Origin of the sequence: Paracoccus sanguinis (genome assembly GCF_012689545.1) — a bacterium.
GTDB lineage: Bacteria > Pseudomonadota > Alphaproteobacteria > Rhodobacterales > Rhodobacteraceae > Paracoccus > Paracoccus panacisoli.
The window spans coordinates 1,773,066-1,798,521 of sequence record NZ_CP051542.1; the positions used below are offsets into that span (position 1 = coordinate 1,773,066).

The window sequence follows — 25,456 nt, forward strand, 5'->3', positions numbered from 1 at the left end:
CTCATCCGCCCTCTCCCGTCCCGCCGCGGCGGTCGAGTTCCTCGCGGATCATCTTCTTGGTGATCTTGCCATAGGCGGACTTGGGCAGCGCCTCCCAGAACACCACGCGCCGGGGCAGCTTGTAGCGGCTCAGCTTGCCGTCGAGGAAGGCGGTCAGCCCCGCCTCGTCCACCTCGGCGCCCTCGCGCGCGACGCAGACCGCCCAGCCGACCTCACCCCACAGCGGGTCCGGCATCCCCAGCACCGCGACCTCGCTGATCGCGGGGTGGGTCAGGATCTTCTCTTCGATCTCGCGCGGATAGACGTTGGACCCGCCCGAGATGAACATGTCCGACTCCCGCCCGGTGATGTAGAGATAGCCCTCGGCGTCCATGTGGCCCAGATCGCCGGTGCGGAACCAGCCGTCGCGGAAGGCCTTGGCGTTTGCCTCGGGGTTGTCGTGATAGCCCGCGAAGACCGCCGGGCCGATCACGCAGATTTCCCCGGTCTCGCCCGACGCGACCTCGCGGCCCGTGTCGTCCTGCACCTGCACCTCGATCCCGGTGCGGGGAAAGCCGCAGGTCCCGATCCGCGCCGTCGCGTCGTCCGCGTCATGCGCCCAGGCCGGCAGGACGGTGATGTTGCCGGTCACCTCGCCCAGCCCGAAATACTGCACCAGCACCGGGCCCAGCGTCGCCAGCGCGCGCTTCTGGTCTTCGCGATACATCGGCGCGCCGGCGTAGATCACGTAGCGCAGGGACGAGATGTCGGCGGTGGCGGTCGCGGGATGTTCGACCAGCAGCTTGAGGATCGTCGGCACGGTGAACATCGTGGACACCCGCCACTCGGCCACCAGCCGCCACACCGTCTCGACGTCGAAACGCTCGGACGGCATCAGGACCGTCTTGACCCCCCGCGCCACCTGCGTGAGCTGGTGCACCCCCGCGCCATGCGAGAGGGGCGCCACCACCAGCGAGGCATCCGCCCCCGTCAGCCCCGGCATCAGGTCGGCGAGGTGGTTCGTTACCACGAACCCCATCTGCCCATGCGTCAGGACCGAGGCCTTGGGCCGCCCGGTGGTCCCCGAGGTGAAGAAGAACCAGCAGGGATCGTCGCGCTCCACCGCCGCCACCTGCGGGCGCTGGCCCATGTGATCCTCGGTCAGCGCCTCGAGCGCGGGGGCGAAATCCCCGCCGCCGATCGACAGCGTCCAGGCCAGTTCGGGGCAGTCCGCCTGACAGGCCGCGGCGTGGTCGGGAAAGGCTGCGTTGCAGATCAGCCCGCGGGCGCCCGAGGCCTGGGTCAGATAGACGACCTCGTCGGGCGTCTGGCGGAAGTTGGCGGGCACCCACACCCCGCCCGCCCGCCAGACCGCGAACATCGCCTGCATCATCTCAAGGCAGTTCTGCGACTGGACCATCACCCGGTCGCCCTTCTGCAGCCCCAGCCGGTCCTGCAACCCCGCGGCCAGCGCATCCACGCGGGCGTCGAACTCGGCCCAGCTCCACCGCGCATCGCCCATCACCAGCGCCACCCCCTCGGGGTCACGCCGCGCGGCCTGGGTGAGCAGCGTGGCGAGGTTCATGACGCGGGTCGAGACCGGCCTCATCGCACCCGCTCGAGGATCGAGCAGTAGTTGGCGACCGCCGCCCCGCCCATGTTGAACACGCCCGCGAGCGTCGCGCCCGGCACCTGCATCGCGCCCGCCTCGCCCACCAGCTGCATCGCCGCCATGACGTGCTGGCTGACGCCCGTGGCCCCGATGGGATGTCCGCGCGCCTTGAGCCCGCCCGAGGGGTTCACCGGCAGTGCGCCGTCCATCCGCGCGGTGCCCTCGCGCACCACTCTCCAGCCTTCGCCCGCCGCGGCGAGGCCCATCGCCTCGTATTCGATCATCTCGGCGATGGTGAAGCAGTCGTGCGTCTCGACCAGATCGAGGTCCGCGATCCCGAGCCCGGCCTGCGCCAGCGCCCCGGCCCAGGCGCGATGCGCGCCCTGAAACGCGATGGGGTCGCGCCGCGAGAGCGCCAGCAGGTCGCCTGCCTGCGCCCGCGCCCGGAACCGGACCCCGCGCGCCAGCCCCGCGGCCGTCGCCGCATCCGCCAGCACGAGGGCCGCCGCCCCGTCCGAGATGAGCGAGCAGTCCGTGCGCCTCAGCGGCCCGGCCACCAGCGGGTTCTTGTCGCTCGGTGTGTTGCAGAACTCGACGCCGACATCCTTCTGCATATGCGCCAGCGGGTTGCGCGCCCCGTTCGCGTGGTTCTTGGCGGCGATCATGGCGAGTTCCTCGCTGCGATCCCCGTGGCGCTGGAAATAGCTGTTGGCGATCTGCCCGAAGACGCCGGCAAAGCCGCCCGCGACGCCGGCCTCCTCGGGGACAAAGCTCGCGGCCAGCAGGATGTCGCCGACCTCGGCCACCGGGGTCGCGGTCATCTTTTCGGCCCCGATCACCAGCGCCACCCGGCCCCGGCCCGAGGCGATGAAATCCGCCGCCGCGTAAAGCGCGGCCGAGCCGGTGGCGCAGGCGTTCTCGGTCCGCAGAAAGGGCACCCCGGCCAGCTCGGGCGTGCCCATCGCCACCAGCGCGCCCTGAAAATCCTGCCGCGAAAAGCCGTTGTTCCAGACGCCCACGAAGATCCCGTCCACCTTGCCCGCCGTGACGCCCGCGTGGGCCAGCGCCGGGCCCGCGACTTCGGCCATCAGGGCCTGCGTGTCGGGCGCCTCGGACTTGCCGAACTTCGTATGCGCCCAGCCGATGATCAGCGGGTCGTTCGGCCGAAGGGTGGGGTCGGTCACGTCAGCATCCTTTCCGGGGTCAGGTGATGGGCCAGCCGGTCGGCCAGCGTCGCGGCCTCGGCCCGGAGCAGGCGGGCCAGATCCTCCTCGCGCGCCGGGCCCATGCGCGTCTCGACCGCCGCGATCGAGAGCGCCGCGGCGGGCCGCCCGTCGGGCCAGAGCACCGGCACGCCGATCCCCCATGAGCCCGCGACGACCCGCCCGGGGTTCAGCGCATGGCCGGTGGCGCGGGCGCGGGCCACGTCGCCCGCCACGTGGGCGGCGGCCTCCTCGCCCATCCGGGCGTTCAGCGCGGGGGCGAGGCGCCGCAGCGCCGCCTGCGCCTCGGCCTCGGGCAGCGCGGCGAGCAGCGCGATCCCCGCCGCGCCCGCGCCCAGCGGGTTGCGGTCGCCCGCGAGCATCGCGTGGGTGCGGACCGGGTGGGCGCCCTCGATCCGCGTCAGGCACAGGTATTCGTCGCCCTGCGGCACCACGACGAAGGCGCTGTCGCCGCTTTCCGCCGCCAGCCGGGCCACGCAGTCGGCGGCCAGCCGCGCCATGTCATGCCGCCGCCCGGCGCGCAGCCCCAGAAGCCACGCACCGGGCCCGAGGTGATAGGCGCGGCTGCCCCGGTCCTGTTCCACCAGATGCGCGGCGATGAGCGAGATCAGCAGCCGCCGCGCGGTCGGCTTGGACATCCCCGCCGCGCAGGCGAGCGTGGCCAGTGTCGCCCCCTCGGCCGGGGCCCGGCCCACCGCCGCGAGCAGCCCCAGCGCCCGGTCCACCGCCTGCGCCCCGCCCTGCACGGCGGGGACGGGGGTGGCGCGGTCGGGCGCAGTGGCCAGCGAGGCGGGCCGGGACAGCATCAGGCGAGCGTCCGGCCGATGGCCTTTTCGAGGATCGCCCAGGCCTCGTCCCCGTACTTGCCCTTCCACTCGGCATAGAAGCCCGCCTCGCGCAGCTTGGCCTCGAACGGCGCCGGATCGACCTCGTTGAAGACCAGCCCGGCCTTTTCCAGATCGCCCTTGAGCGAGGCGTTCAGCGCCTGCACGTCGGCGCGCTGGTTCACCGCCGCGGCGTTGAAGTGCTTGGCGACGACGGCCTGCAGGTCCTCGGGCAGCCCGCCCCAGGCGCGGCGGTTGGCCAGCATCCAGAACCCGTCCCACATGTGGTTGGTGAGCGAGCAGTATTTCTGCACCTCGGCCAGCTTCGAGGTCGAGATGATGGCGAGCGGGTTCTCCTGCCCGTCCACGATCCCGGTCTGCAACGCCGAATAGACCTCGGCGAAGTTGATCGAGGTCGGCGCGGTCCCCAGCGCCGTGAACATCGAGGTCCAGAGCGGCGAGACCGGCACCCGGATCTTCATCCCCTCGAAATCGGCGGGCGAGGTGATCGGCTTGACCGACGAGGTGGTCTGGCGGAAGCCGTTGTCCCAGATCTTCTCCATCACCACGAGGCCGGATTTCTCGATCTCGGCCCGTTCATAGGCGCCCAGCTCGCCGTCCATCGCCGCCCAGACGGCGTCGTAGTTCGGGAAGGCGAAGCCCACCCCGTTGATCGAGGCGTTGGGCACCAGCGTCGACAGGATGATCGGCGACAGCAGGAAGAACTCGACCCCGCCCGAGCGCAGCTGGCCCAGCACGTCGGTGTCGGCGCCAAGCTGGTTCGACGGGAACACCTGCACGTCGACGCGGCCGCCGGTTTCCTCGGCGATGGCCTTGACGGCTTCCGCGGCGCGGATGTTCGTCGGGTGGGTCATCGGCTGGTTGTTGGCCAGCTTCATGGTGAACTCGGCGGCCCGCGCCGGGCCCGGGCGCAGGAAGGGCGCGGCGAGGCCGGCGGCGGCGGCGCCGAGCAGAAGCGTGCGGCGGGTGGTCTGCATGGTGGTCTCCTCCCAGAGAGTTACAGATAGGCAGTGGACAGCGCCGGCACCGCGGCGATCACCGCGAGGCCGGCGAGCAGCGCGGCGAGATAGGGCCAGATGCGGCCCATCACCTGATCAGGCGAGATGCCGGCGATCTTGCAGGCGATGTAGAAGCCGATGCCGATGGGCGGGGCCATCAGGCCGATGTTCATCGCGGTGACGACGACCATCGCGTAGTGGATGTCGTTGATCCCCAGCGTCCGGGCGAGCGGGAACATGATCGGCGCCAGCAGGACGATGGCCGGCAGCCCCTCGAGCACGCAGCCGAGGACCAGGAAGACCACGATCGAGGCGACCAGAAAGATCGCCGGCCCGCCCGGCAGCCCGGCCATGAGCGCCGTCAGGTCGCGGGCGAAGCCCGACTGGGTCAGCGCCCAGGACATCGCCGAGGCGGTGCCCAAGATCAGCAGGATCGCCCCCGACATGGCCACCGTCTCGACCAGCATCGGCACCACCCGGCGGCGCGGGATGCCGCCATAGAGCACCACGCCGATCACGAAGGCATAGACCACGGCGATGGCCGAAACCTCGGTCGCGGTGGCGATGCCGCCGCCGACGAGGCTGCGGATCATGAAGGGCAGCGCCAGCGCCGGTGCGGCGATCAGCGCCGTCCTGCCGATGATCGACATCGGCGCGCGGCGCACCCCGCCCATGTCCTCGCCCCGCGCCTTCCAGCGCGCGAGCACGGCGAGCACCAGGAGCAGCACCATGGCGATGACGAAGCCCGCGGTGAAGAGCCCGGCGATCGACACCCCCGCCGCCGAGCCGAGCACGATCAGCACGATCGACGGCGGCACCGTGTCGGCCATCGCCGCGCCGGTGGCGAGCAGCGCGGTCATCTCGGCCGGCGAATGGCCGCGGCGGCGCATCTCGGGGAAGAGCGCGGGGGCCACGGTCGCCATGTCCGAGACCTTGGACCCCGAGATCCCCGAGACAAGGAACATCGAGCCGAGAAGCACGTAGCTCATCCCCGCCTTCACATGGCCCAGAAGCGAGGCGAGGAAATTGACGATGGCGCGCCCCATCCCCGTCTCGTCGAGGATGCAGCCCAGAAGCACGAAGACCGGCACCGACAAGAGGATCAGCGACGACATCCCCTCGTCCATCCGGCCCAGCATGACGAACACCGGCGCGTGGCTGGCGAAGGTCAGATAGGCGAGCGTGCCGAGCGCGAAGCAGAAGGCGATGGGCACCCCGATGGCCAAGAGCCCCGCCACGACCAGCCCGAGGAACAGCGGCAGGTTCCAGTTCCCGAAACCCGCGAGCGTCGGGCGCGCCCACAGCAGCACCCCCACCAGCGCCCCGATCAGCAGGATCGATCCGAAGATCGCCGGCCAGTCGCGGCTGCGGGCCACCGACAGCAGCATGAGGATCGTCATCAGCCCGATCCCCGCCGGCAGCGCCGAGGCGCGGATCGACATCGGCAGGCCCATCGCGGGCGAGGTGATGAAGGATTCCTCATAGGCGTAGCTGACCGCCTCGGGCAGCAGCCGGATCAGCAGCACCGCCACCGCGATGCGCCCGAACACGTCGAGCGCCCGCTGCATCCGCTCGGAAAAGAGCGGCAGCACGATGGTCAGCCGCAGATGCTCATGCCGGTCCACGGCGATGGCCGCGCCCAGCATCGCCATCCAGATGAAGGCGAGCGAGGCGAGCTCGTCGCCCCAGATCAGCGGGTGGTGCAGCACGTAGCGGAAGAACACGTTGGCGACGACCACCGTCATCATCAGCGCCAGCAGCGCCGCGGCGGCGAGCTCGACCGGGCGCATCCACGGCTCGGCCTTCTTCGGCTCGGTCAGCGTCTCGATGCCGCCCAGCGCAAGCTCGGCGTCCGGTTCCTCGGCGCGCTCCATCCGTCCTCCCCCGCCGCGCGCGTTCCGCCTTGTGGAGCGGGAATCGCGTCGCGTTCTCCTCGGACGACAGAGAAACCGCGGAAAACGCCGTGGGCAAGGGAAAAATTCGGGTTATCTGCGTTCCGCAATATGGAACGGAGATGTTGGCCCTATCGCCTCCTCACCGTGTGACGCCACGTCGCTTTCGCGCAGCCCACAGCGCGGCGTAGGCTCGCCCTGAAGCGGTGGGGGGAGGCCAGCCATGACCGAGATCAGGGGCGCCGTGGCGCTGGTGACCGGGGGCGCGTCCGGGATCGGGCGCCTGACGGCCGAGCGGCTGCTCGCCGCCGGGGCCGCGCGGGTGGCGCTGTGGGACGTCGATGCCGCGGCGCTGGCCCGCACCGCCGCGCAGCTCGGCCCTGCGGTGACGGCGGTGCGCGTGGACCTCTCGGACCCCGCCGACCTGTCGCGCGCCATTGCCGAGGCCGAGGCGGTGGGCTTCGCCCCCGACATCCTGATGAACAACGCGGGCATCGTCGTCGGCAAACCTTTCGCGGATCACTCGGACCGCGACATCCGCCGCACCATCGAGATCAACAGCGTCGCCCCGATGGTCCTGACCCGCGCGTTCCTGCCGGGGATGATCGACCGCAAGCGCGGGCACGTCGTCAACATCGCCTCGGCCGCGGGGATGCTGTCGAACCCCAACATGGCGGTCTATGCGGCCAGCAAATGGGCGATGATCGGCTGGTCCGATTCGCTCAGGCTCGAGATGGAGATGGGGCGCACCGGCGTCCGCGTCACCACCGTCGCCCCGACCTACATCGACACCGGGATGTTCGCCGGCGCCAAGCTGCGGCTGATCCCGCTGCTGAAACCCGAAAAGGTCGCGGATGCGATCCTGCGGGCGATCCGGCGCGACCGCATCTTCCTGCGCCTGCCGGCGATCGTGAACACGCTGCCGCTGCTCAAGGGGCTGATGCCGGTGCGGGTGTTCGATGCGGTGGGGGCGCGGATGTTCGGCGTCTATCACTCGATGGACCGCTTCCGGGGGCGGGAATGAGCGCGGCGGACCTGCTCGCCCGCCAGCGCGCGGATTTCGCCGCCGCGCCGCGCCCCGATGCGGCGGCGCGGCGGGCGGCGCTGGCCACGCTCGCTCGCGCCATCCGCGCCCATGAAGCGGCGCTCATCGCCGCGGTCGATCAGGACTTCGGCGGCCGTCCGGCGGCCGAGACGCAGGCGCTGGAACTCGTGCCGCTCTACGCCCAGATCGCCCACGCGCGCCGGCACCTCGCGCGCTGGATGCGGCGGCGGCGGGTGGCGGGCTCGCCGTTCCTGTGGCCGGCGCGGGCGTTCTGGGAATACCAGCCGCTCGGGGTGGTGGGGGTGATCGGGGCCTGGAACTATCCGATCCTGCTGACCCTCGGCCCGGCGGTCGAGGCGCTCGCGGCGGGCAACCGCGTGGTGATGAAGCCCTCGGAACTCGCCCCCCGCACCGCCGAGGCGCTGGCCGCGCTGGTCGCTGGCGCCTTCCCGCCTGAGCGTCTGGCCACCGTGACGGGTGGGGTCGAGGTCGCCCGCGACTTTTCGGCGCAGCCCTGGGACCATCTGGTCTTCACCGGCTCGACCCGGGTCGGGCGCGAGGTGATGGCGGCAGCGGCGCGGAACCTGACGCCGGTGACGCTGGAGCTGGGCGGCAAGTCCCCCGCGATCCTGCACGACAGCGCCGACCTGCCCCGTTCGGTGGCGCGGCTGATGACCGGCAAGCTCTACAACGCCGGGCAGACCTGCGTCGCACCGGATTACGCGCTGGTCCCGCCGGGCCGGATCGCGGCGTTCGAGGCCGAGGCGGCGCGGGCGGTGGCGCGGCTCTACCCCAAGGGGCTCGGCGCGGACTACACGCGGATCGTGAGCGACGGGCACCTGACCCGGCTGCGCGATCTGGTCGCCGACGCCAGCCGGCGCGGCGCGCGGGTGGTGGAACTCGCCCCGCTGCCGCCCGGTGCCAACGGCCGGATCATGCCGCCCACGCTGGTGATCGACCCGGACCCCGACAGCCCGCTGATGCGCGAAGAGATCTTCGGCCCCGTCCTGCCCGTGGTCCCGGCCGAGACGCTCGACGCGGCGCTGGCGTTCGTCAACGCAAGGCCCCGCCCGCTCGCGCTCTACTACTTCGACGACGACCGGGGGCGGCAGGATCAGGTGCTGGCGCGGACCATGTCGGGCGGGGTGACGCTGAACGACACGATCTTCCACCTCGCGCAGCTGAACCTGCCCTTCGGCGGCGTGGGCGACAGCGGCATGGGCGCCTATCACGGGCTGGACGGGTTCGCGCAGTTTTCCAAGAAGCGGCCGGTGATGGTGCAGGCGCGCTGGGCCGGGACGGCGCTGGTGCGCCCGCCGTGGGGCGCGCGCGGGCGGCTGGTCGGCACGCTGCTCGCCGCCGCGCGGCGGCTGGCCGGGGCGGGGCGCTAGCCCTCGGCCGCGTCGAGGAGCCCGCCGACCCAGCGCGCCGCGAGCCAGCCCGCCGGGAGGGTCAGCGGCACGGCCAGCGCCATCGCCAGCCACGGGCTGAGGCTGCCCCAGCCCATCGCCTGCCCGATCAGCGCCCCCATGAAGAGGTTGATCGCCACCGCCGCCCAGACGAAGGGCGCCAGCCCGAGCGCCAGCCGCCAGCGGAACGGGGCCCGGCCTGCCGCAGGGACCGGGCCACCGCACCGCTCAGTGGCTGGTGCCTTCCTCGAAGTGGATCTTGTTCCAGACATTGTATTTCCCGCTGGGCTTGCGCATCGGCAGGCGCTTCACCTCTTCAAGCGTCTTGGCGTCATAGACGATCACCGCGCCCTCATCCTCCCACACCGAGACGAGCGCATAGCGGCCGTCCTTGGTGAACTCGGTATGCGCCACGGTCTTGCCCGGCGCGGGGTTCAGCGTCTTGACGATCTCGAGCGTCTGCTTGTCGATGATGTGCATCTCGTCCTTGTGCGGGCCGAAGAACACGTCCGCCCAGACATAGGGCGAGGTCTCGTGGCTGCGCAGGAAGAACCCCGGCCCGTCGGTCTTGATCTGCTTGACGAGAGACCAGTCGCTCATGTCGATGACCGACAGCACGCCCTCGTTCAGATGCGGGGTGGCCAGCACCTTGTGGCCGTTGCGGTCCCAGGTGATGCCCGAGCCGAGATGCGGCATCCCCGGCAGCGGCAGCTCGGCCACCTTGCCGCCCGAGACGAGGTTGATCACCACGCCCTTGGTGCCCTCGCGGTTGGTGCCGATCAGGTTGCGGTAGCCGGGGTCGAAGAAGAAATCGTCCAGCGGCTCGGCGATCGGGATGCGGCGCCGGGCGAACAGGCCGGCTTGCGCGCCGAAGCTCTCTTTCGCGCCGGCCTCGTAGCTGTGGACGTAGCCGTCCTCGTAGGGGCCGGCGTCGGGCGAGGTCGCCACCTCCCAGATCTCGGGGGCGTCCTTGAGGGCGAGGATGAAGCTCTTGCGGTCGGGCGCCTGGTAGACCGCCGAGACGCGGCTGGGGGTGCCGTCCTTGGCCTTGACCTCGATCACCTTGACCGGCTCGAGCGTGGCGGTGTCGAGGATGGTCAGCGTCTGCGGCAGGTAGTTGGCGACGGCGAGCCACTTGCCGTCGTGGCTCATGGCGATGTTGCGGCTGTTGAGGCCGGCGCGGACCCGGCCCACCTCTTTCAGCGACCAGATGTCGTATTTCTCGACCCAGCCGTCGCGCGACATGACGAAGACATAGCGCCCGTCGGGCGAGAACTTCGGCCCGCCGTGGACGGCATAAGGCGTGGGAAAGCGGTCGAGCACCTCGAAGCTGTCGCCGTCCAGCACGCTCACGTGGTGGTCGCCGGTCTCGACGACCAGGGTGATGTTCATCGGGTCGGCGCTGAACACCGGCTTGTCGGCGGGGGTGTAATCCTCGGCCATCACGCGCGAGGCGGCGATCTCGGGTGCGCCCCAGGCGGGCACCTCGGCCACCGGGGACTTGATGAACTCGACCAGCCCGGCGATCTGCTCGGGCGAGAGCGTGCCCTCGAACCCCGCCATCTGGGTCGAGGGGCGGCCATGCGCGATCACCGCGTCAAGGCCCTTGACCCGCCCCAGCGTCTCGGGGATCAGCGCCGGCCCGGTGCCGCCCATGCGGTTCTCGGCGTGGCAGGAGGCGCAATGCTCGGCATAATCCGCCGCGGCGTCGGCCAGCGCCGCGCCCGGCAGGGCCAGCGTCAGCGCGAGCGAGAGCTGGCGCAGGGGTATCCGGGCCAGAAGGACGCCGGAGCGTGCGCGCGCGGGCGTTTCCTTCTGGTGAAAATAACGCCGCCGGAGGTGTCTTTCAGAAGAAACGATGCGCGGGATCATGGCTCTTGCCTCGGAACGGGGAAACGGTCAGCCGGTCGTGGTCGTGCGCGACCCCGATCTCGGCGTGGGAGAGATAGCAGGCCGGGTCCTCGGCCCACGGGTCGCCGGTCAGTTGCAGCGCCCGGATGCGGGTGTTGCCGCCGCACACGTCCTGGAAGGCGCAGGCGCCGCAGCGGCCCTTGAGCGGTCGGGGCCGCGTCCGCAGCGTCGCCAGCATCGGGTCGTCGCCGGTCCACCACGCGCTGAACGGCTTTTCCTTGACCGAGCCGACCGTGTAGTCCGACCAGTAGGTGTCGGGGTGCACCTTGCCCTGCGGGTCGATGTTGGCGACGCCCAGGCCCGACGAGTTGCCGCCCCACGCCACAAGATGCTCGCGCAGATGCGCCACCGCCTCGGGCGCGAAGCGGGCCTCGGCCCAGCGCAGGAAATACACCGCGTCGGCGTCGTTGTTGCCGGTCACGATCTCGAGCGGGCGGCCGTTCGCCACCGCGTCCCAGCCGCGTTCCATCAGCAGGTCCATCGCCCGGCGGGTGTGGTCATGCTCCTGATCCTCGCCGCGGTGCTTGTCGCCGCGCCCGGCATAGACGAGGTGGGACAGGTAGAACTTGTCCACCCCCTCGGATTCGCACAGGTCCAGCATCTGCGGCAGCTGGTCGCCATTGTCGCGGGTGATGGTGAAGCGCAGCCCCACCTTGACGCCGCGCGCCTTGCAGGCCCGGACCCCGGCGAGGGCGTTGGCAAAGGCCCCCTCGACCCCCCGGAACCAGTCGTTCGTGGCCCCGATCCCGTCGAGGCTGATGCCGACATAGTCGAACCCCAGCGCCGCGACCCGGTCGGCCACCCCCGGCTCGCCCAGCTTCGTGCCGTTGGTCGAGAGCGACAGGTGGCGGAAGTCGAGCGCCCGCGCCCGCTCGGCCAGGTCCCAGAAGTCGAAGCGCGAGAGCGGCTCGCCGCCCGACAGGATCAGCGCCGGGATGCGGAAGGCGGCGAGGTCATCCAGAACCCCCATCGCCTGGTCGTGGGTCAGCTCGCCCGGAAAGACGTTGTCGGAGCTGACGGTATAGCAGTGCCGGCACTTGAGGTTGCAGGTGCGGGTCAGGTTCCAGATCACCACCGGCTTCACCGATCCCGGCGTGCCGCGGCGGCGCACCGGGGTGGGGTGCTTGAGCTGGTGCATGTACTGGGTCAGGCGGAACATGGCGTTCCCTTCTCAGTCGGCCAGCCGAAGGCCGGTCTTTTTCAGGATGCGCGTCGAATAGAGGATGTCGGACGCGCGACAGGCGGGGCCGAGGATCGCCTCGACCTCGCGGCGCTTGGCCTCGACCTCGTCCCGGCCCGAGCCGTGCAGCATGGCGAAGAGGTTATAGGGCCAGAGCGGCCGCGCGCGGGGGCGCTGGTAGCAGTGGGTGACATAGGGCAGCGCGCCGATCCGGGCGCCGAGCGCGCTGATCTGGTCGTCGTCCACGTCCCAGACGCTCATCCCGTTCGCGGTCATGCCGAGCGCGTAGTGATGCGGCGCGATGGCGATGCGGCGGATGATCCCGCGTTCCTGCATCGCGGCGATGCGCCCGATCACCTCGGCCTCGGTCAGGCCGATCACGGCCGCGACCTCGGCATAGGGCGCGGGCGTCAGCGGCAGCCCGGCCTGCGTGGCCTTGACGATGCTGCGGTCGATGGCGTCGAGCGGGGTCATGCCGGCACCCGGAAGCCGATGAAATATTCCTCGAGCTTTGGAAACAGCATCACGCTCAGCCCCGTCTCTGCCTCGATCGCCCCGGCCGCGCGGGCGATGCCCTCGGGCCGGTCGGTGGCCAGCACGAACCACATGTTCAGCGCGTGGCTGCGTTCATAGTTATGCGCCACCTCGGGCCGCGCATTGACCTTTGTCACGACCTCGTCCCAGCGTTCGGCGGGCACCGCCATCGCGCAGAGGCAGAACGCCCCGCCCATCGCGGCGGCGTCGAAGAACGGGCCGAAGCGGGTGATGGCGCCGATCTCCTTGAGCCGCGCGATCCGGGCGATCAGCGCGTCGCCGGTGATCCCCAGCGCGGCGCCCGCGTCGTCATAGGGGCGCGGGGTGATCGGGAACCCCTCCTGCAGCGCGTTGAGGATCGCGCGGTCGGTGGCGTCGAGCGTGCCCTCGGGCAGGGTCTGGCGGGAGGGGCGGGTCATGCGTCCGCCTCGGCCGGGTCTTCGGCGCGTGCCTCGGCGGGGGCCTCGATCAGCGCGCCGCGCTGCTTGAAGCAATGGGTCGAGAACAGGATCTTGTGCGGCGCGTCCGACAGCGCCGGCAGGGCGCGGGCGCGGGAAAGCACCGCCATCGCCTCGGGGCGGGTGCGGGCGTGGATCATGCAGAAGAGCGGCCAGTCCCAGACCCCCGGCACCGTCCGGCGCTGGTAGCAGAGCGTCACCCCCGGCAACTGCGCGAGCGCGGTGCCGGCGGCCTCGATCCGCGACTCGGGCAGTTGCCAGACCACCATCGCATTGGCGGTCCAGCCGAGCGCCCGGTGCCGCACGATCACCCCCACGCGGGTGAGGATGCGCGCCGCCGACAGCGCGGCGATGCGGTCGATCACCTCGGCCTCGCTGCGCCCCAGCGCCTCGGACAGCGCCGCGAAGGGCTGCGGCACCAGCGGCAGGCCCGCCGACAGCGCCTGCATCAGCGGCCGGTCGTCGTCGCGCAGCACGTCCATATCCGCCGCGCGGTCCAGCCCCAGCGCCGCGCGCGGGCCGCTGAGCCGAAAGCCGAGGTCGATGTTGAAGGGCCGCACCAAGGGCAGCGACAGGACGCGCAGCCCGCTTGCCGCCTCGATCCGGGAAAGGCAGGCGGCCAGTTCCGCCTCGGTCGGGGCGGTGGCGACGAACCACAGGTTCCAGTCGTCCTCGCGCAGGTAGGAGTGGTTCACCCCCGGCTCGGCGCCGACGATGGCCGCGACCGCCTCGATCCGCGCCGCCGGGATCGCCAGCGCCGCGAGGGTCGAGGCGCCCGCCGTGTTCGGCCGGCAGGTGGCGCCGACGCGGGTGATCCGCCCCGACGCCTTGAGCCGAGTCAGGCGGTCGAGCACCTCGGCCTCGGTCAGCCCGAGCGCGGCGCCCATCGCCGCGAAGGGGCGCGGGACCAGCGGCAGGTCGCGCTGGAACTCGTCCAGCAGCCGCGTGTCGGGGCAGGGCGTGGCGCCTTGGGATGTAGAGCGGGGAGGGGTCAGGTCGTTCATCGTCACAGCCCCATCCGGTGCGCCCGGGCGGTGAAGAAGATGCCCGAGGGCGCCTGCGCCGGCACCTCGCCGATCAGCTCATAGCTGCGGGTGTCGTAGATCAGCACCTTGTTCTCGTCGCGCGCCGACAGCCAGACCTCGCGGCCGCGCGGCGTGAACTCCATGTGCAGGATGCCGCGGCCGGGGGTCAGGGTGCGCTTGACCTCGTGCGTCAGCGCGTCGAGCACCTGCACCGTGCCGTTGTCGGGCGGCGCGAAGTTCACCCACAGCTCGCGCGCGTCGGGGCGGGCGGTTACGAACACCGGCTGGCCCGCAACGCGCGTGCGGCCGGTTTCGGCCCCGGTCGCGGCATCGGCCCACAGCACCTCGTGGTGGCCCACCGCCGGCAGCGCATAGCTGCCCGCGGCCAGCGTCCAGCCCTGCAGATGCGGCATCTTGTAGACCGGCAGGTCCGGTTCCTCCTTGCCATAGTCGGGCAGGATGCGCCGCACCGCCGGCGGGTCCTGCCACAGATCCAGCGTGGTCAGCCCCTTTTCCCCGAAGAGCCCGACCAGATAGGTCCGCCCGTCGGCGGTCATCAGCCCGTCATAGGGGTTCTTGCCCACGCCCTCGACGCGGGTGATCTCGGGCTTCGCGGGGTTGCGGGCGTGGTCGAGCAGCCAGACCTCGCCCGTGTCCCAGGTCGCCACGACGAAGCGCGAGCCCGGCACGTCGGCGAGGCCCACGGTCTTCGACCCCATCGGGACGTCGGCCACCGGGGCAAGCGTGTCCGCGTCGAACACCCGGACCCCGCCGGGCTCGTAGTTCGAGACGGCGACCAGCTTGCCGTCGTCCGAGATCGCCCCGCCGATGGCGTTGCCCGCCTGGACGATCCGCGCCTCGAGCGTGCAGGCGAGGATGTCGAGCTTCGACAGCCCCCCGTCGCGGCCGAAGACATAGGCGTGCCGCTCGTCGGGCGAGAAGGTCAGCGAGGCGTGGGAGAGGTCGCCCAACCCCTCGATCCGGCAGAGTGCGGCGCGATCGGACTGGTCCACGACGAGGACCGAGCCGGTGGCGCGCTCGATCACCACGCCGAGGTCGCCGGTCCCGCGCAACAGCGCCGGGGGCACCGAGGGCGGGGTGGGGACGGGGATGTGCGGCACATCCGCGGCCGCCGCGGCGCTTGTGGCGGTGCCGGTGGCGGCGGGCGCGGGCGCCGGGGCCGCGGGCGCAGGTGCCGCCGGGGCCGGCTGGGCCTCGGGCGCCTGCGCGGCGGCGGCGAGCGGCAGGGCAAGCGTGAGGGCCGTGAGGGCGAGCAGGGTTTTCGGGGTCATTCGACCTTCTCCGTCTTGAGGTAGTCGGCGATCCAGCGGGCGTCGGCCTCGGAGATGAGCGGCCGCCAGGGGGGCATCGCGGTGCCGGGAATGCCGTCGAGGATGATCGCGGCCAGCCCCTCGGTGTCGAACCCCGCGAGGTCGGCGGGGGTGATGGGCTTGCCGAGGCCGCCCTTCATCGTCAGCCCGTGGCACGAGCCGCAGTCCTGCACGACCATGTGGCGCAGCTCGGCCGCCCGCGCGGGTGCAACCGTGTCGGGTGCAACCGTCCCGGGCGCTGCCGCGACCGCGCCCGTGACGGCCAGGGCGGCCGCGCAGAGGGCCGCGGTCACGCCGGGATCAGCCATGCCCGACCACGCGCAGATGCGCCGCCTTCACCTCGCGCGGCAGGGGCAGCGCGGCGGTGGCGTACAGCCCCGCGACGCGGCCGATCATGAACAGCACCGGCGCCTCCATCGGCTCGGCGGCCAAGTCCGCGGCGATCCGCGCCAGCGTCGAGGGCAGGCGCCGCTCGCGCGGGGTGGTGGCATGGGCGACGGCCAGCACCGGCAAGTCGATGGGCAGGCCGTGGGCGATCAGCCGGGCGGCGATCTCGGCCATGTTGGCCGCGCCCATATAGACGACGAGCGTCGTGTCGGGGTCGGCAAGGCTCTCCCAGTCGAGTTCGAGCGCCTCGTCCGCGGCGCGGTGGCCGGTGACGTAGCGCACGCCCGTGGCGAGCCCGCGGTGGGTGAGCGGCACGCCCGTCGAGGCCGCCGCCCCCTGCGCCGCGGTGATCCCCGGCACATAGGCATAGGCCACGCCCGCGGCGGCCAGCTCTTCGGCCTCCTCGGACCCGCGGCCGAAGATCAGCGGGTCGCCGCCCTTCAGCCGCGCCACGGTCAGGTCGGCCTGCGCCAGCTCGACCAGAAGCGCGTTGATCTGGTCCTGCGGGACCGAGTGGAAGCCCGCGGTCTTGCCGACCGAGATGCGGCGCGTGGCGGGCGGCACCAGCGCCATGATCTCGGGGCTGACCAGCCGGTCATGGACCACCACATCGGCGCTCTGGATGAGACGCAGCGCCTTGAGCGTCAGCAGGTCCGGGTCGCCCGGTCCGGCGCCGATGAGGAAGACTTTGCCCGGCATCTTGGTCGGTGTCCCTTGCATGAAAGGCTGGGGGGAAGGCTTGGGGGGGGAAGAAAGGGGGGCGCAGGCGGACCCGCGCCCCCCGGGTTCAGTCAGGCGATCAGTAGATGTCGCCCATGGTGTTCTTGACGTTGAACTTGCCGGTCGGCGTGACCAGCCGCGGGTCCTTGATGACCTTCTTCAGCTCGAGCGTCTTGTCGTCCACCACGACGATGGCCGATTCCTTGTCCTTGGCGTTCCAGACCGAGAACCAGATCTCGGTCCCGTCCTTGTTGAACTCGCCCTGGACGACGCGCGGCTGGCCATCGGCGATCTCGGCCCATTCGGCGATCGGCAGGGTCTTGAACTCGGGGTCGGACCCGTCGCCCTTCATCTTGTCGATCTCGAACACCGCGACCGAACCCGAGATGTCCGCCTCGGGGTTCAGCGGCGCGTCCACATAAAGGTGGTTCGACCCCGGATAGGTCTTGATGAACAGCGAGCCGCCCCCGAGCGCCGGGAAGCTGTCGACGATCTTCCAGGCCTGGTCCTTGTGGCCCTCGGGGTCGGTGCCGATCAGCGCCACGCTGTCGTCGCCGAGGTGCGAGGTCGCCCAGACCGGCCCGAAGGTCGGGTGCACGAAGTTCGCGCCGCGGCCCGGGTGGGGCGTCTGCCCGCCGGTGTCCACCACGGTCTCGAGCTTGCCTTCCTTGGTGTCGATGACGACCAGCTTGTGGCGCGCGTTCGCCGCGGTGATGAAATAGCGGTGGGTGCTGTCCAGGCCGCCGTCATGCAGGAACCGCTCGGCCTCGATCTCGGTGGTCTTGAGGTTCTTGATGTCAGTGTAGTCCACCAGCAGGATCTTGCCGGTTTCCTTGACGTTGACGATGAACTCGGGCCGGTAGTGGCTCGACAGGATCGCCGCCACCCGCGGTTCGGGGTGATAGGTCTGCTCGTCGTAGATCATCCCGCGGGTCGATTCGATCTTGAGCGGCTCGAGCGTCGCGCCGTCCATGATCACGTACTGCGGCGGCCAGTACGAGCCGGCGATGACGTACTTGTCCTCCCAGCCTTCCATCTTCGAGGTCTCGACCGAGCGCGCTTCCGAGCCGACCTTGATCTCGGCGACGACCGCCGGTTCCTTCATCCACAGGTCGATCATGTCGACCTTGGCGTCGCGGCCGATGACCAGCAGATAGCGGCCCGAGGCCGACATCCGGCTGATGTGGACGGCGTAGCCGGTGTCGAGCACGGCCTTGATCTCGTAGGTGCCGCCGTCGATCAGCGCGATCTGGCCCGCGTCACGCAGCGTGACCGAGAACAGGTTCTCGAGGTCCCAGTCGTTCTCTTTCTGCTTCGGCCGGTCCTCGGGCTTGACGATGAGCTTCCAGGTCTCCTTCATCTCCGGCATCCCGAACTCGGGCGGGCTGGCCGGGTCCTGCATGACGTATTTCGCCATCAGGTCGACCTGCGCCTCGGTCAGGTCGCCCGAGGTACCCCAGTTGGGCATCCCGGCCGGCGAGCCGTAGGTGATGAAGGACTTGAGGTAGTCGAAGCCCAGCTCGCGGGTGATGTCGGGGGTCAGCGGCTTGCCGGTGGCACCCTTGCGCAGCACGCCGTGGCAGCCCGCGCAGCGCTCGAAATAGATCTTGTTGGCCTGGTTGAACTCGTCCTCGGTCATCGAGGGGACGCCGTCCACGGTCCCGGGCGCGGCGACCTGTTCCTGGGCCAGCGTGGTCAGGGCCGGCTGGTACTGGTCCTGCGGCTTCGAGGTGTGGTCGGCGACCTCGCCCTTCTGGGCGGCCTGGTCGGCGGTGGTCTTTTCGGCGCCCGCCGAGCTGGGGGCGATCTCGACCTTGGTGTCGGCGCCGGCGCGCGGGCCGGACACGGCGTTCGGGTCGCTGTCATCGGCAGCCGGAGCGGCATCCGCAGCCGGGGCCGCATCCGCGGCGGGGGCCGCGTCAGCGGCGGGGGCGGCGTTGTCGTTCGCCGCCGGTGCCGCGGCGTCGGCCGCAGGCGCAGTCGCGGCGGGGGCGGTCGCAGCAGGGGCAGTCGCAGCGGGCGCGGCGGCCGTGGCATCGGCGGGTGCGGGCGCGGCCGTCTGGGCCACTGCCATCCCGGCGCCGAGCACCAAGGCCAATGCCGCAGACGCCAGAAGCGACGTCCTGGCAGAATGCGCTGGGGTCTTCATCAGAATCTCCGTGTTTGCTGGTGAGGCTGCGGGACGTTAACAATCCCGTGTGTCGCGTCTTTGACTTCGGTTAAGGCCAGCCTGCCATCGACCGCCGACATAGTCGATTGCAGATCGCCCGCCGATTTGCCGGTCGGTCCGACCGCCGCCCTGCCGTCCCCGCGGCCCGCCCTGCCGCCTTCGCTGGAACATCATGCCCGCTTGCCCCAGACCTGCCGCCCGCCGCTGCCGCCTCAGCCCGCGGACGCCGCGGGCCGCCCGGCCCCGCGCGTGGGTCCGGGCGGGACTGGGCGTCCTTGTCCTGACCCTCTGGGCGCTGGGCCTGGCCGTGCTGGGCGCCAGCCCGCTCGCCGCCGCCCCGGCGCTGGCACAAGGCGCGGCGCAGGTGGCGGCGCAGGCCGGATCGCACGCGGGGGCGCACGGCGGCGGAGAGGCCGCCGACCCCGACCTCGCCCCCGCCGTGCCCGACCCGGCGCTTGCCGCCGCGCTGTTCGGCCTGCCGCAGGGCGCCCTGCCCACCCTGACCCGCATCGACGCGCCGGTGCCCGGCTGGCGGGCCGAGGCGCAGGGCGCGGCCCTCGGCCTCATCGGCTCGACGTGGGAGCTGGTCGGCTCGACCGGCTACTCGAGCCGCCCGCTCGACGTGCTGGTGGCGGTGACGCCCGAAGGCCGCGTCGCCGGCGCCCGGCTCATGCGCCACGCCGAGCCGGTGCTGACGCTCGGCATCTCGGACGCCGACATCGCCGCCTATGTGGACGGGTTCGCGGGTTACGACACCGCCCACCCCCCCGCGGACGGCGCGGGCCTGCCGCCGGTGATCTCGCGCGCGACGATCTCGACCGGGGTGATCCGCGACGGCATCCTGCGGTCGGCCCGCATCCTTGCGGGCGCGCAGGGCTTGGGCGCGGGCGGCATCGACCGGGTGGCCTATGCCCCCGCCGACTGGCCCGCGCTCGAGGCGATGGGCGCGCTCTCCCACGTCCGCGTCTCGATGGCCGAGGCCGCCGCCGCGCTGCCCACCGCCGCGCCGCCGATCACCCCCTCGGAGGCGCCGTGGTTCGAGATGTGGACCGGCCTCGCCGACACCCCCACCGTCGGGCGCAACCTCATCGGGCAGGCCGCCCTGACCGAGGCGGCAGGCGCGCTCGGCCCCGGGCAGGCGCTGCTCGTCGTACTGTCGCGGGGCCTGCAGTCCCACCGCGGCACCGGCTGGCAGCGCGAGGGGCGCTTTGCCCGCATCGAGATCACGCAGGGCGACGTGCGCCTGACCCCGGCGGCCGCCGACTATACCCAGCTCGCCGGCCTGCCCATCGCCGGCGCGCCGGAGCTGAAAGAGCGCAGCGTCTTCCGCATCAACGCCGACCCGGCCGCGGGCGGGATCGACGTGACCCGGCCCTTCCGTGTCACCGTCCTGACCCCCCGCGCGGGCGCGGGCGGCGAGACGCTGACCCTGCCGGTCAGCGCCGAGGTGACGCTGCCCGCCGCGTTCCGCCTCGCCGCGCCCGCGCCCGAGCCGCCGCTCTGGCAGCAGTTCTGGTGGCAGAAGCGCCATCAGGTCGCCGTCGTCGGCGCGATGCTCGGGGTGCTCGGGCTGATCCTCTTCGCGCAGGAATGGATCGTGCGCCGGCCCCGGCTGTGGCTCAGGCTCAGGACCGGCTACCTGCTGCTCACCCTCTTGGTGCTGGGCTGGTGGCTCGGCGCGCAGCTTTCGGTGGTGCAGGTGATCGCCTTCCTGCACGCGCTGCTCTCGGGCTTCCGGTGGGAGAACTTCCTGATCGCGCCGTTGATCTTCGTCCTCTGGGGCGCGGTGGCCTTGGGGATGCTCTTCTGGGGCCGCGGGGTGTTCTGCGGCTGGCTGTGCCCCTTCGGCGCCTTGCAGGAGCTGCTCAATCAGGCCGCCCAGCGGATCGGCATCCGCCAGATCGCCGTCCCGCAGGCGCTGCACGAGCGGCTGTGGGTGATCAAGTACACGCTGTTCGTGGCCCTCGTCGCGCTCTCCTTCTACTCGATGGAGCGGGCGCTGGTCATGGCCGAGGTCGAGCCGTTCAAGACGGCGATCTCGATGCGCTTCCTGCGGGCGTGGCCGTTCGTGCTCTACGCCGTGGCGCTGCTGACCGCGGGGCTGTTCATCGAGCGCTTCTACTGCCGCTACGTCTGCCCCTTGGGCGCCGGGCTGGCGCTGCCCGCCAAGCTCAAGGTCTTCGACTGGCTCAAGCGCCGGCCGCAATGCGGGCGCGAGTGCCGGCTGTGCGAGACGAAATGCACCGTCGGCGCGATCGACCCGCTGGGCCGGATCAACGCCAACGAATGCGTGCTGTGCCTGCGCTGCCAGGTGATCATGAACGACGAGACGACCTGCCCGGTCCTCAAGCGCCGCAGCCGCGGCGGCGCGCCCGAGGGTGGCGGCGGGGGAGGCTTCAAGGCCCCGCCGATCCCGCCCGCGCCGCCCCCCGTGCGGCCGACGCAGGTGCCCGCGGGCGCCCATGACGGCGCCGCCGCGCCGGTGGCCCGGGCGGAGGGGGATTCGGACCAGAAACACGCCGCGGGCGGCGCCCAGCCCCCCGCCTTCCGCAACCAGAGGGTCACGCCATGACCGATGCTGCCACCCCGCGCCCGTCCCGCGGCCCGATCATCTTCCGCGACGGCTGGCGGGTGTTCTTCCTCGCCGCCGGGCTCTACGGGGTCGCCGCGATGGCGCTGTGGCTCGCCTGGCTCGGCGGCTGGGCCGAGGCCCCCTTTGCGCCCCCGCCCAACGCCTGGCACGCGCACGAGATGATCTTCGGCTACGCCACCGCGGCGCTGGGCGGGTTCTTCCTGACCGCGGTGCCGAACTGGACCGGCGCCAAGGCCGCGCCCGAGCGGTTCGTGGCGCTGGTCGCCGGGCTGTGGCTCGCCGGCCGGGTCGCGGTCTGGTTCTCGGGCGCGCTGCCCGCCGGGCTGGTGGCGGCGGTCGATCTCAGCTTCGTGCCGGTGCTGGCGGCGAAGCTGCTGACACAGCTCGTCAAGCGCCCGAAGCCGCAGAACATGATGTTCCTCGTCCTGCTGACGCTGGTGTGGGTGGCGAACCTGATGGTGCATCTCGAGTGGCTGGGGCTGGCGGGGACCGCTGCGCAGGGGCTGCGCGGCGGGCTCGCCGCCATCTGCGCGATGATCGCGGTGCTGGGCGGGCGGGTCACGCCGTCCTTCACCCGCAACGCGCTGCTCAGGGTCGATCCGGGGGCGGTGGTGCCGGTGTCGCGCAAGCCGCTGGACGTGGCGGGGATCGCGCTCGCCATCGCCACGGCGGTGCTGGTGCTGGCCGGGGCGCCCGAGGGGCTGACCGGCGCGGTGGCGCTGGGCGCGGGGCTTGCGGCGGCGGCGCGGCTGGCGGGGTGGCGCACGGCCGCCACGCTGGGCGACCCGATCGTCTGGGCGCTGCACGCGGGCTATGCGCTGCTGGCGCTGGGGCTGGTGGCCTGGGGGCTGGCGCTGCTCGGGGTCGGGTCCGAGGTCGGGGCGCTGCATCTGCTGGGCATCGGCGCGGTGGGCGGCATGACGCTGGCGGTGATGAGCCGGGCGAGCCTCGGCCATTCCGGCCGGCCGCTGGTCGCGCCCGTGGCGGTGGCGGCGGGCTATGGGCTGCTGCCGCTGGCCGCGGCCCTGCGCTGGGCGGCGGCGACCTGGCCGGCGCTCTGGTGGCACGCGACGCTCTGCGCCGGGCTGATCTGGATGCTTGCCTTCACCCTCTATCTCGCCGCGCTGTGGCCGGTCTTCACCCGGCCCCGCCCCGCGCGAGAGGCCGCGGCATGACCCGCCCCACCCGCCGCCGCGTCTTGGCCCTCGCCGCCGCAGCCTGCGGGCTGGCGGCGCTCGGCCGCCCGGCCGCGGCCGCGCCCCTGCACCGCTGGGAGGGCGTGGCGCTCGGCGCCGACGTGACGCTGACCGTGCGCGGCGGGACCGCGCCCGCCGCCCGCGCCTTCTTCGCCGAGGCCGCCCGCGCGCTGCGCGCCGTCGAGGCGCGGGCCTCGCTCTATCGCGGTTCGGACCTCGTGCGGCTGAACGCGCTCGGGCGGCTCGCCCATCCCGCCGCCGATCTGGTGGAGATGCTGCGGCTGGCGGGCGCGGTCCACGCCGCCACCGGCAGGGCGTTCGACCCGACGGTGCAGCCGCTCTGGCAGGCCCGCCGGCTGGGCACCCCCGAGGGTCCCGCCGCCGCGCTCGCCGGCTGGGGCGACGTGCGGCTGGCCGAGGACGAGATCCGCCTCGCCCGCCCCGGCATGGCGCTGACGCTGAACGGGCTTGCGCAGGGATTCGCCGCCGACCGGCTGGCCGAGGTCGCCGCCCGCCACGGGCTGACCGACGTGCTGATCGACACCGGCGAGGCCCGCGCGCTCGGCCCGACCGGCTGGCCGGCCGAGGTGCAGCTGGACGGCGCGCCGGTGCGGCGGCTGGCGCTGCGGGACCGGGCGCTGGCGACCTCGGCGCCCTTTGGCACGCGGATCGGGCCGGCGGGGGACGGCGCACATATCCTTGCCGCCGACGGGCGCGCGGTGCGCTGGCGGCTGGTCTCGGTCAGCGCCAACCGCGCGGCGCTGGCGGACGCGCTCTCGACCGCCGCCGTGCTGCTGGACGAGGAGGCGCAGGCCCGCGCGCTGGCGGCGTTCCCGGGCGCCCGGATCGAGGCGCGGCTGGCGCTCTAGCGGTGCTTGCCGGGCTTTGTCTGCGCATTACCCTCGCAGGCTAGGCCCCGCCGCGCGCGGCGCTGTGACCCGCGCGCCACGGCGCCGGGGCCTGCGCGGCGCGAGCCGGCAAAAAACCTAGCGCGACGCTCAGCCTTTGACTTTCCTCAAGGTGGCCGCACACGCGGAGTTTATCGCTGAGCTCATCGAAAACCGCTCGAAGGGACCGCCGCCATGAGCGACGTCATGACCAAGAGCATGGCCCGGAACGTCTTTTACGGCGGGTCACTGTTCTTCATCGCGATCTTCGGCGCCATGTCGGTGCACAGCCATCTCTATGCCGTCAATGTTTCGACGGACAAGGCAGGGCTGACCGAAGGCGTGGCTGCCGGCAAGCACATCTGGGAAAAGAACGCCTGCATCAACTGCCACACGCTGCTGGGCGAGGGGGCCTATTTCGCCCCCGAGCTGGGCAACGTGATGAAGCGCTGGGGCGTCGCGGACGACCCCGACGCCGCCGCCGAGGCGCTCAAGACCTGGATGCAGGCGATGCCCACCGGCATCGAGGGGCGCCGGCAGATGCCGAACTTCCCGCTCACCGACGCCGAGTTCCGCGAGCTGAGCGACTTCCTGCTGTGGACCGGCAGGATCAACACCCAGAACTGGCCGCCGAACGACGCCGGCTGAGGGGGACAAAGCGATGAAATACCACACCCAACGCATCGCCTACGGCTACTTCGTGGTCGCCATGGCGCTGTTCGCGGTTCAGGTGTCGATGGGCCTTCTCATGGGCTACATCTACGTCAACCCGAACTTCCTGTCCGAGCTTCTGCCGTTCAACATCGTGCGGATGCTGCACTCGAACAGCCTGATCGTCTGGCTGCTGCTCGGGTTCTTCGGCTCGGCCTACTACCTCATCCCCGAAGAGGCCGAGCGCGACATCCACTCGCCCACGCTCGCCTGGCTGCAACTGGCGATCCTCGTGCTGGGCACCGCCGGCGTGGTCGTGACCTATGTCTTCGACCTCTTCCACGGCAACTGGCTGCTGGGCAAGGAAGGGCGCGAGTTCCTCGAGCAGCCCAAGTGGGTCAAGGCGGGCATCGTCGTGGCCGCGCTGATCTTCCTCTACAACGTCACCATGACTGTTCTGAAAGGCCGCAAGACCGCCATCTCGAACGTGCTGCTGCTGGGCCTCTGGGGGCTGGCGCTGCTGTTCCTGTTCGCCTTCTACAACCCCTCGAACCTGGTGCTGGACAAGCAGTACTGGTGGTACGTGATCCATCTGTGGGTCGAGGGCGTGTGGGAGCTGATCATGGCCTCGATCCTCGCCTTCCTGATGCTCAAGCTGACCGGCGTGGACCGCGAGGTGGTGGAGAAGTGGCTCTACGTCATCGTCGCCACCGCGCTCTTCTCGGGCATCCTCGGGACCGGGCACCACTACTACTGGATCGGGCTGCCGGCCTACTGGCAGTGGGTCGGGTCGATCTTCTCGAGCTTCGAGATCGTGCCGTTCTTCGCCATGATGAGCTTCGCCTTCGTGATGGTCTGGAAGGGTCGCCGCGATCACCCGAACAAGGCGGCGCTGCTGTGGTCGCTCGGCTGTTCGGTGCTGGCGTTCTTCGGGGCGGGGGTGTGGGGCTTCCTGCACACGCTGCACGGGGTGAACTACTACACCCACGGCACCCAGATCACCGCCGCGCACGGGCACCTGGCGTTCTATGGCGCCTATGTCTGCCTGGTGCTGGCGATCGTCACCTATGCGATGCCGATCATGAAGAACCGCGACCCCTACAACCAGGTGCTGAACATGGCCTCGTTCTGGCTGATGTCGGGGGGGATGCTGTTCATGACCTTCACCCTGACCTTCGCCGGCACCCTGCAGACCCACCTGCAGCGCGTGAACGGAGAGTTCTACATGGACGTGCAGGACCAGCTGGCGCTGTTCTACTGGATGCGCTTCGGCTCGGGTCTGGCGGTCGTGGTCGGGGCGCTGCTGTTCATCTGGTCGGTGCTGGCCGTGCGCCGCGAGGTGGTGACCCCCGGCCCGGTGCAGCGGCAGCGTGACGAGATCGCTCACCGGACCCCCGCGGAGTGACCGAG

General features: G+C 71.6%; 22 protein-coding genes. 7 read left to right on the forward strand and 15 right to left on the reverse strand.

Annotation, left to right across the window (positions count from 1 at the left end; genetic code table 11):
• Position 1: 1 nt before the first annotated feature.
• Genes HGN31_RS08425 through HGN31_RS08445 form a run of 5 tightly spaced genes read right to left on the reverse strand, consistent with a single transcriptional unit; the run spans position 2 to position 6,531 of the window.
• The gene (locus tag HGN31_RS08425) at positions 2 to 1,588 is read right to left on the reverse strand and encodes an acyl-CoA synthetase (protein WP_168782921.1); all 1,587 of its coding nucleotides are present in this window, start codon (positions 1,586 to 1,588) and stop codon (positions 2 to 4) included.
• Positions 1,585 to 2,775, reverse strand: coding sequence for an acetyl-CoA acetyltransferase (locus HGN31_RS08430; protein ID WP_211096273.1), 1,191 nt, complete (start codon positions 2,773 to 2,775; stop codon positions 1,585 to 1,587). The genes HGN31_RS08425 and HGN31_RS08430 overlap by 4 nt, the downstream gene beginning before the upstream one ends.
• Positions 2,772 to 3,620, reverse strand: a complete 849-nt coding sequence (locus HGN31_RS08435; RefSeq protein WP_168782922.1) for an IclR family transcriptional regulator — start codon at positions 3,618 to 3,620, stop codon at positions 2,772 to 2,774. Before HGN31_RS08435 ends, HGN31_RS08430 begins: the two co-directional genes overlap by 4 nt.
• Positions 3,620 to 4,636 (reverse strand): TRAP transporter substrate-binding protein, encoded by a 1,017-nt coding sequence (locus tag HGN31_RS08440; protein WP_168782923.1) that lies wholly within the window; start codon positions 4,634 to 4,636, stop codon positions 3,620 to 3,622. The genes HGN31_RS08435 and HGN31_RS08440 overlap by 1 nt, the downstream gene beginning before the upstream one ends.
• A gap of 20 nt (positions 4,637 to 4,656) precedes the next feature.
• On the reverse strand, positions 4,657 to 6,531 hold the full coding sequence (locus HGN31_RS08445; protein WP_168782924.1) for a TRAP transporter large permease: 1,875 nt from the start codon (positions 6,529 to 6,531) through the stop codon (positions 4,657 to 4,659).
• A 241-nt stretch (positions 6,532 to 6,772) separates the two neighbouring features.
• Between HGN31_RS08445 and HGN31_RS08450 the strand changes: the two genes are divergently transcribed.
• Positions 6,773 to 7,573 (forward strand): SDR family oxidoreductase, encoded by an 801-nt coding sequence (locus tag HGN31_RS08450; protein WP_168782925.1) that lies wholly within the window; start codon positions 6,773 to 6,775, stop codon positions 7,571 to 7,573.
• The gene (locus HGN31_RS08455) at positions 7,570 to 8,985 is read left to right on the forward strand and encodes an aldehyde dehydrogenase family protein (RefSeq protein WP_168782926.1); all 1,416 of its coding nucleotides are present in this window, start codon (positions 7,570 to 7,572) and stop codon (positions 8,983 to 8,985) included. The genes HGN31_RS08450 and HGN31_RS08455 overlap by 4 nt, the downstream gene beginning before the upstream one ends.
• Here HGN31_RS08455 and HGN31_RS16495 read toward each other — a convergent pair.
• The 10 genes from HGN31_RS16495 to HGN31_RS08505 form a co-directional block, all read right to left on the reverse strand.
• Positions 8,982 to 9,143, reverse strand: coding sequence for a hypothetical protein (locus HGN31_RS16495; RefSeq protein WP_244960941.1), 162 nt, complete (start codon positions 9,141 to 9,143; stop codon positions 8,982 to 8,984). The two genes, HGN31_RS08455 and HGN31_RS16495, sit on opposite strands and share 4 nt — an antisense overlap.
• Before the next feature lie 88 nt (positions 9,144 to 9,231).
• Positions 9,232 to 10,875 carry a nitrite reductase gene (locus HGN31_RS08465; protein ID WP_211096274.1) on the reverse strand — a complete coding sequence of 548 codons (1,644 nt, stop codon included), beginning with the start codon at positions 10,873 to 10,875 and terminating at the stop codon, positions 9,232 to 9,234.
• Positions 10,850 to 12,073, reverse strand: a complete 1,224-nt coding sequence (gene nirJ / locus HGN31_RS08470; protein ID WP_168782928.1) for a heme d1 biosynthesis radical SAM protein NirJ — start codon at positions 12,071 to 12,073, stop codon at positions 10,850 to 10,852. Before nirJ ends, HGN31_RS08465 begins: the two co-directional genes overlap by 26 nt.
• 12 nt (positions 12,074 to 12,085) lie before the next feature.
• The gene (gene ahbB, locus HGN31_RS08475; protein ID WP_168782929.1) at positions 12,086 to 12,568 is read right to left on the reverse strand and encodes a siroheme decarboxylase subunit beta; all 483 of its coding nucleotides are present in this window, start codon (positions 12,566 to 12,568) and stop codon (positions 12,086 to 12,088) included.
• Positions 12,565 to 13,047, reverse strand: a complete 483-nt coding sequence (locus HGN31_RS08480) for an Lrp/AsnC family transcriptional regulator (protein ID WP_168782930.1) — start codon at positions 13,045 to 13,047, stop codon at positions 12,565 to 12,567. Before HGN31_RS08480 ends, ahbB (HGN31_RS08475) begins: the two co-directional genes overlap by 4 nt.
• Positions 13,044 to 14,090 (reverse strand): siroheme decarboxylase subunit beta, encoded by a 1,047-nt coding sequence (ahbB, locus tag HGN31_RS08485; RefSeq protein WP_168782931.1) that lies wholly within the window; start codon positions 14,088 to 14,090, stop codon positions 13,044 to 13,046. The genes HGN31_RS08480 and ahbB (HGN31_RS08485) overlap by 4 nt, the downstream gene beginning before the upstream one ends.
• 2 nt (positions 14,091 to 14,092) lie before the next feature.
• Positions 14,093 to 15,403: a cytochrome D1 domain-containing protein gene (locus HGN31_RS08490; RefSeq protein WP_211096275.1), complete on the reverse strand. Its 1,311-nt coding sequence runs from the start codon at positions 15,401 to 15,403 to the stop codon at positions 14,093 to 14,095.
• A complete protein-coding gene (locus HGN31_RS08495) occupies positions 15,400 to 15,750 on the reverse strand; it encodes a c-type cytochrome (RefSeq protein WP_052176598.1) in 351 nt (116 codons plus the stop codon). Before HGN31_RS08495 ends, HGN31_RS08490 begins: the two co-directional genes overlap by 4 nt.
• A complete protein-coding gene (gene cobA / locus HGN31_RS08500) occupies positions 15,743 to 16,528 on the reverse strand; it encodes a uroporphyrinogen-III C-methyltransferase (protein WP_168782933.1) in 786 nt (261 codons plus the stop codon). Before cobA ends, HGN31_RS08495 begins: the two co-directional genes overlap by 8 nt.
• 100 nt (positions 16,529 to 16,628) lie before the next feature.
• Entirely contained in the window at positions 16,629 to 18,617 is a 1,989-nt protein-coding gene (locus HGN31_RS08505) for a nitrite reductase (protein ID WP_280529897.1), read from the reverse strand.
• A 409-nt stretch (positions 18,618 to 19,026) separates the two neighbouring features.
• Between HGN31_RS08505 and HGN31_RS08515 the strand changes: the two genes are divergently transcribed.
• From HGN31_RS08515 to HGN31_RS08535, 5 genes are all read left to right on the forward strand, one after another.
• Positions 19,027 to 21,291 carry a NosR/NirI family protein gene (locus tag HGN31_RS08515; RefSeq protein ID WP_244960942.1) on the forward strand — a complete coding sequence of 755 codons (2,265 nt, stop codon included), beginning with the start codon at positions 19,027 to 19,029 and terminating at the stop codon, positions 21,289 to 21,291.
• Complete coding sequence (locus HGN31_RS08520) at positions 21,288 to 22,487, forward strand: NnrS family protein (RefSeq protein WP_168782935.1); 1,200 nt, start codon at positions 21,288 to 21,290, stop codon at positions 22,485 to 22,487. The genes HGN31_RS08515 and HGN31_RS08520 overlap by 4 nt, the downstream gene beginning before the upstream one ends.
• Positions 22,484 to 23,377 (forward strand): FAD:protein FMN transferase, encoded by an 894-nt coding sequence (locus tag HGN31_RS08525; protein WP_168782936.1) that lies wholly within the window; start codon positions 22,484 to 22,486, stop codon positions 23,375 to 23,377. Before HGN31_RS08520 ends, HGN31_RS08525 begins: the two co-directional genes overlap by 4 nt.
• Positions 23,378 to 23,590: 213 nt before the next feature.
• Entirely contained in the window at positions 23,591 to 24,043 is a 453-nt protein-coding gene (locus HGN31_RS08530) for a c-type cytochrome (RefSeq protein WP_168782937.1), read from the forward strand.
• Between the two features lie 13 nt (positions 24,044 to 24,056).
• Complete coding sequence (locus HGN31_RS08535; protein WP_036712392.1) at positions 24,057 to 25,451, forward strand: cbb3-type cytochrome c oxidase subunit I; 1,395 nt, start codon at positions 24,057 to 24,059, stop codon at positions 25,449 to 25,451.
• The last annotated feature ends 5 nt before the right edge of the window (positions 25,452 to 25,456 follow it).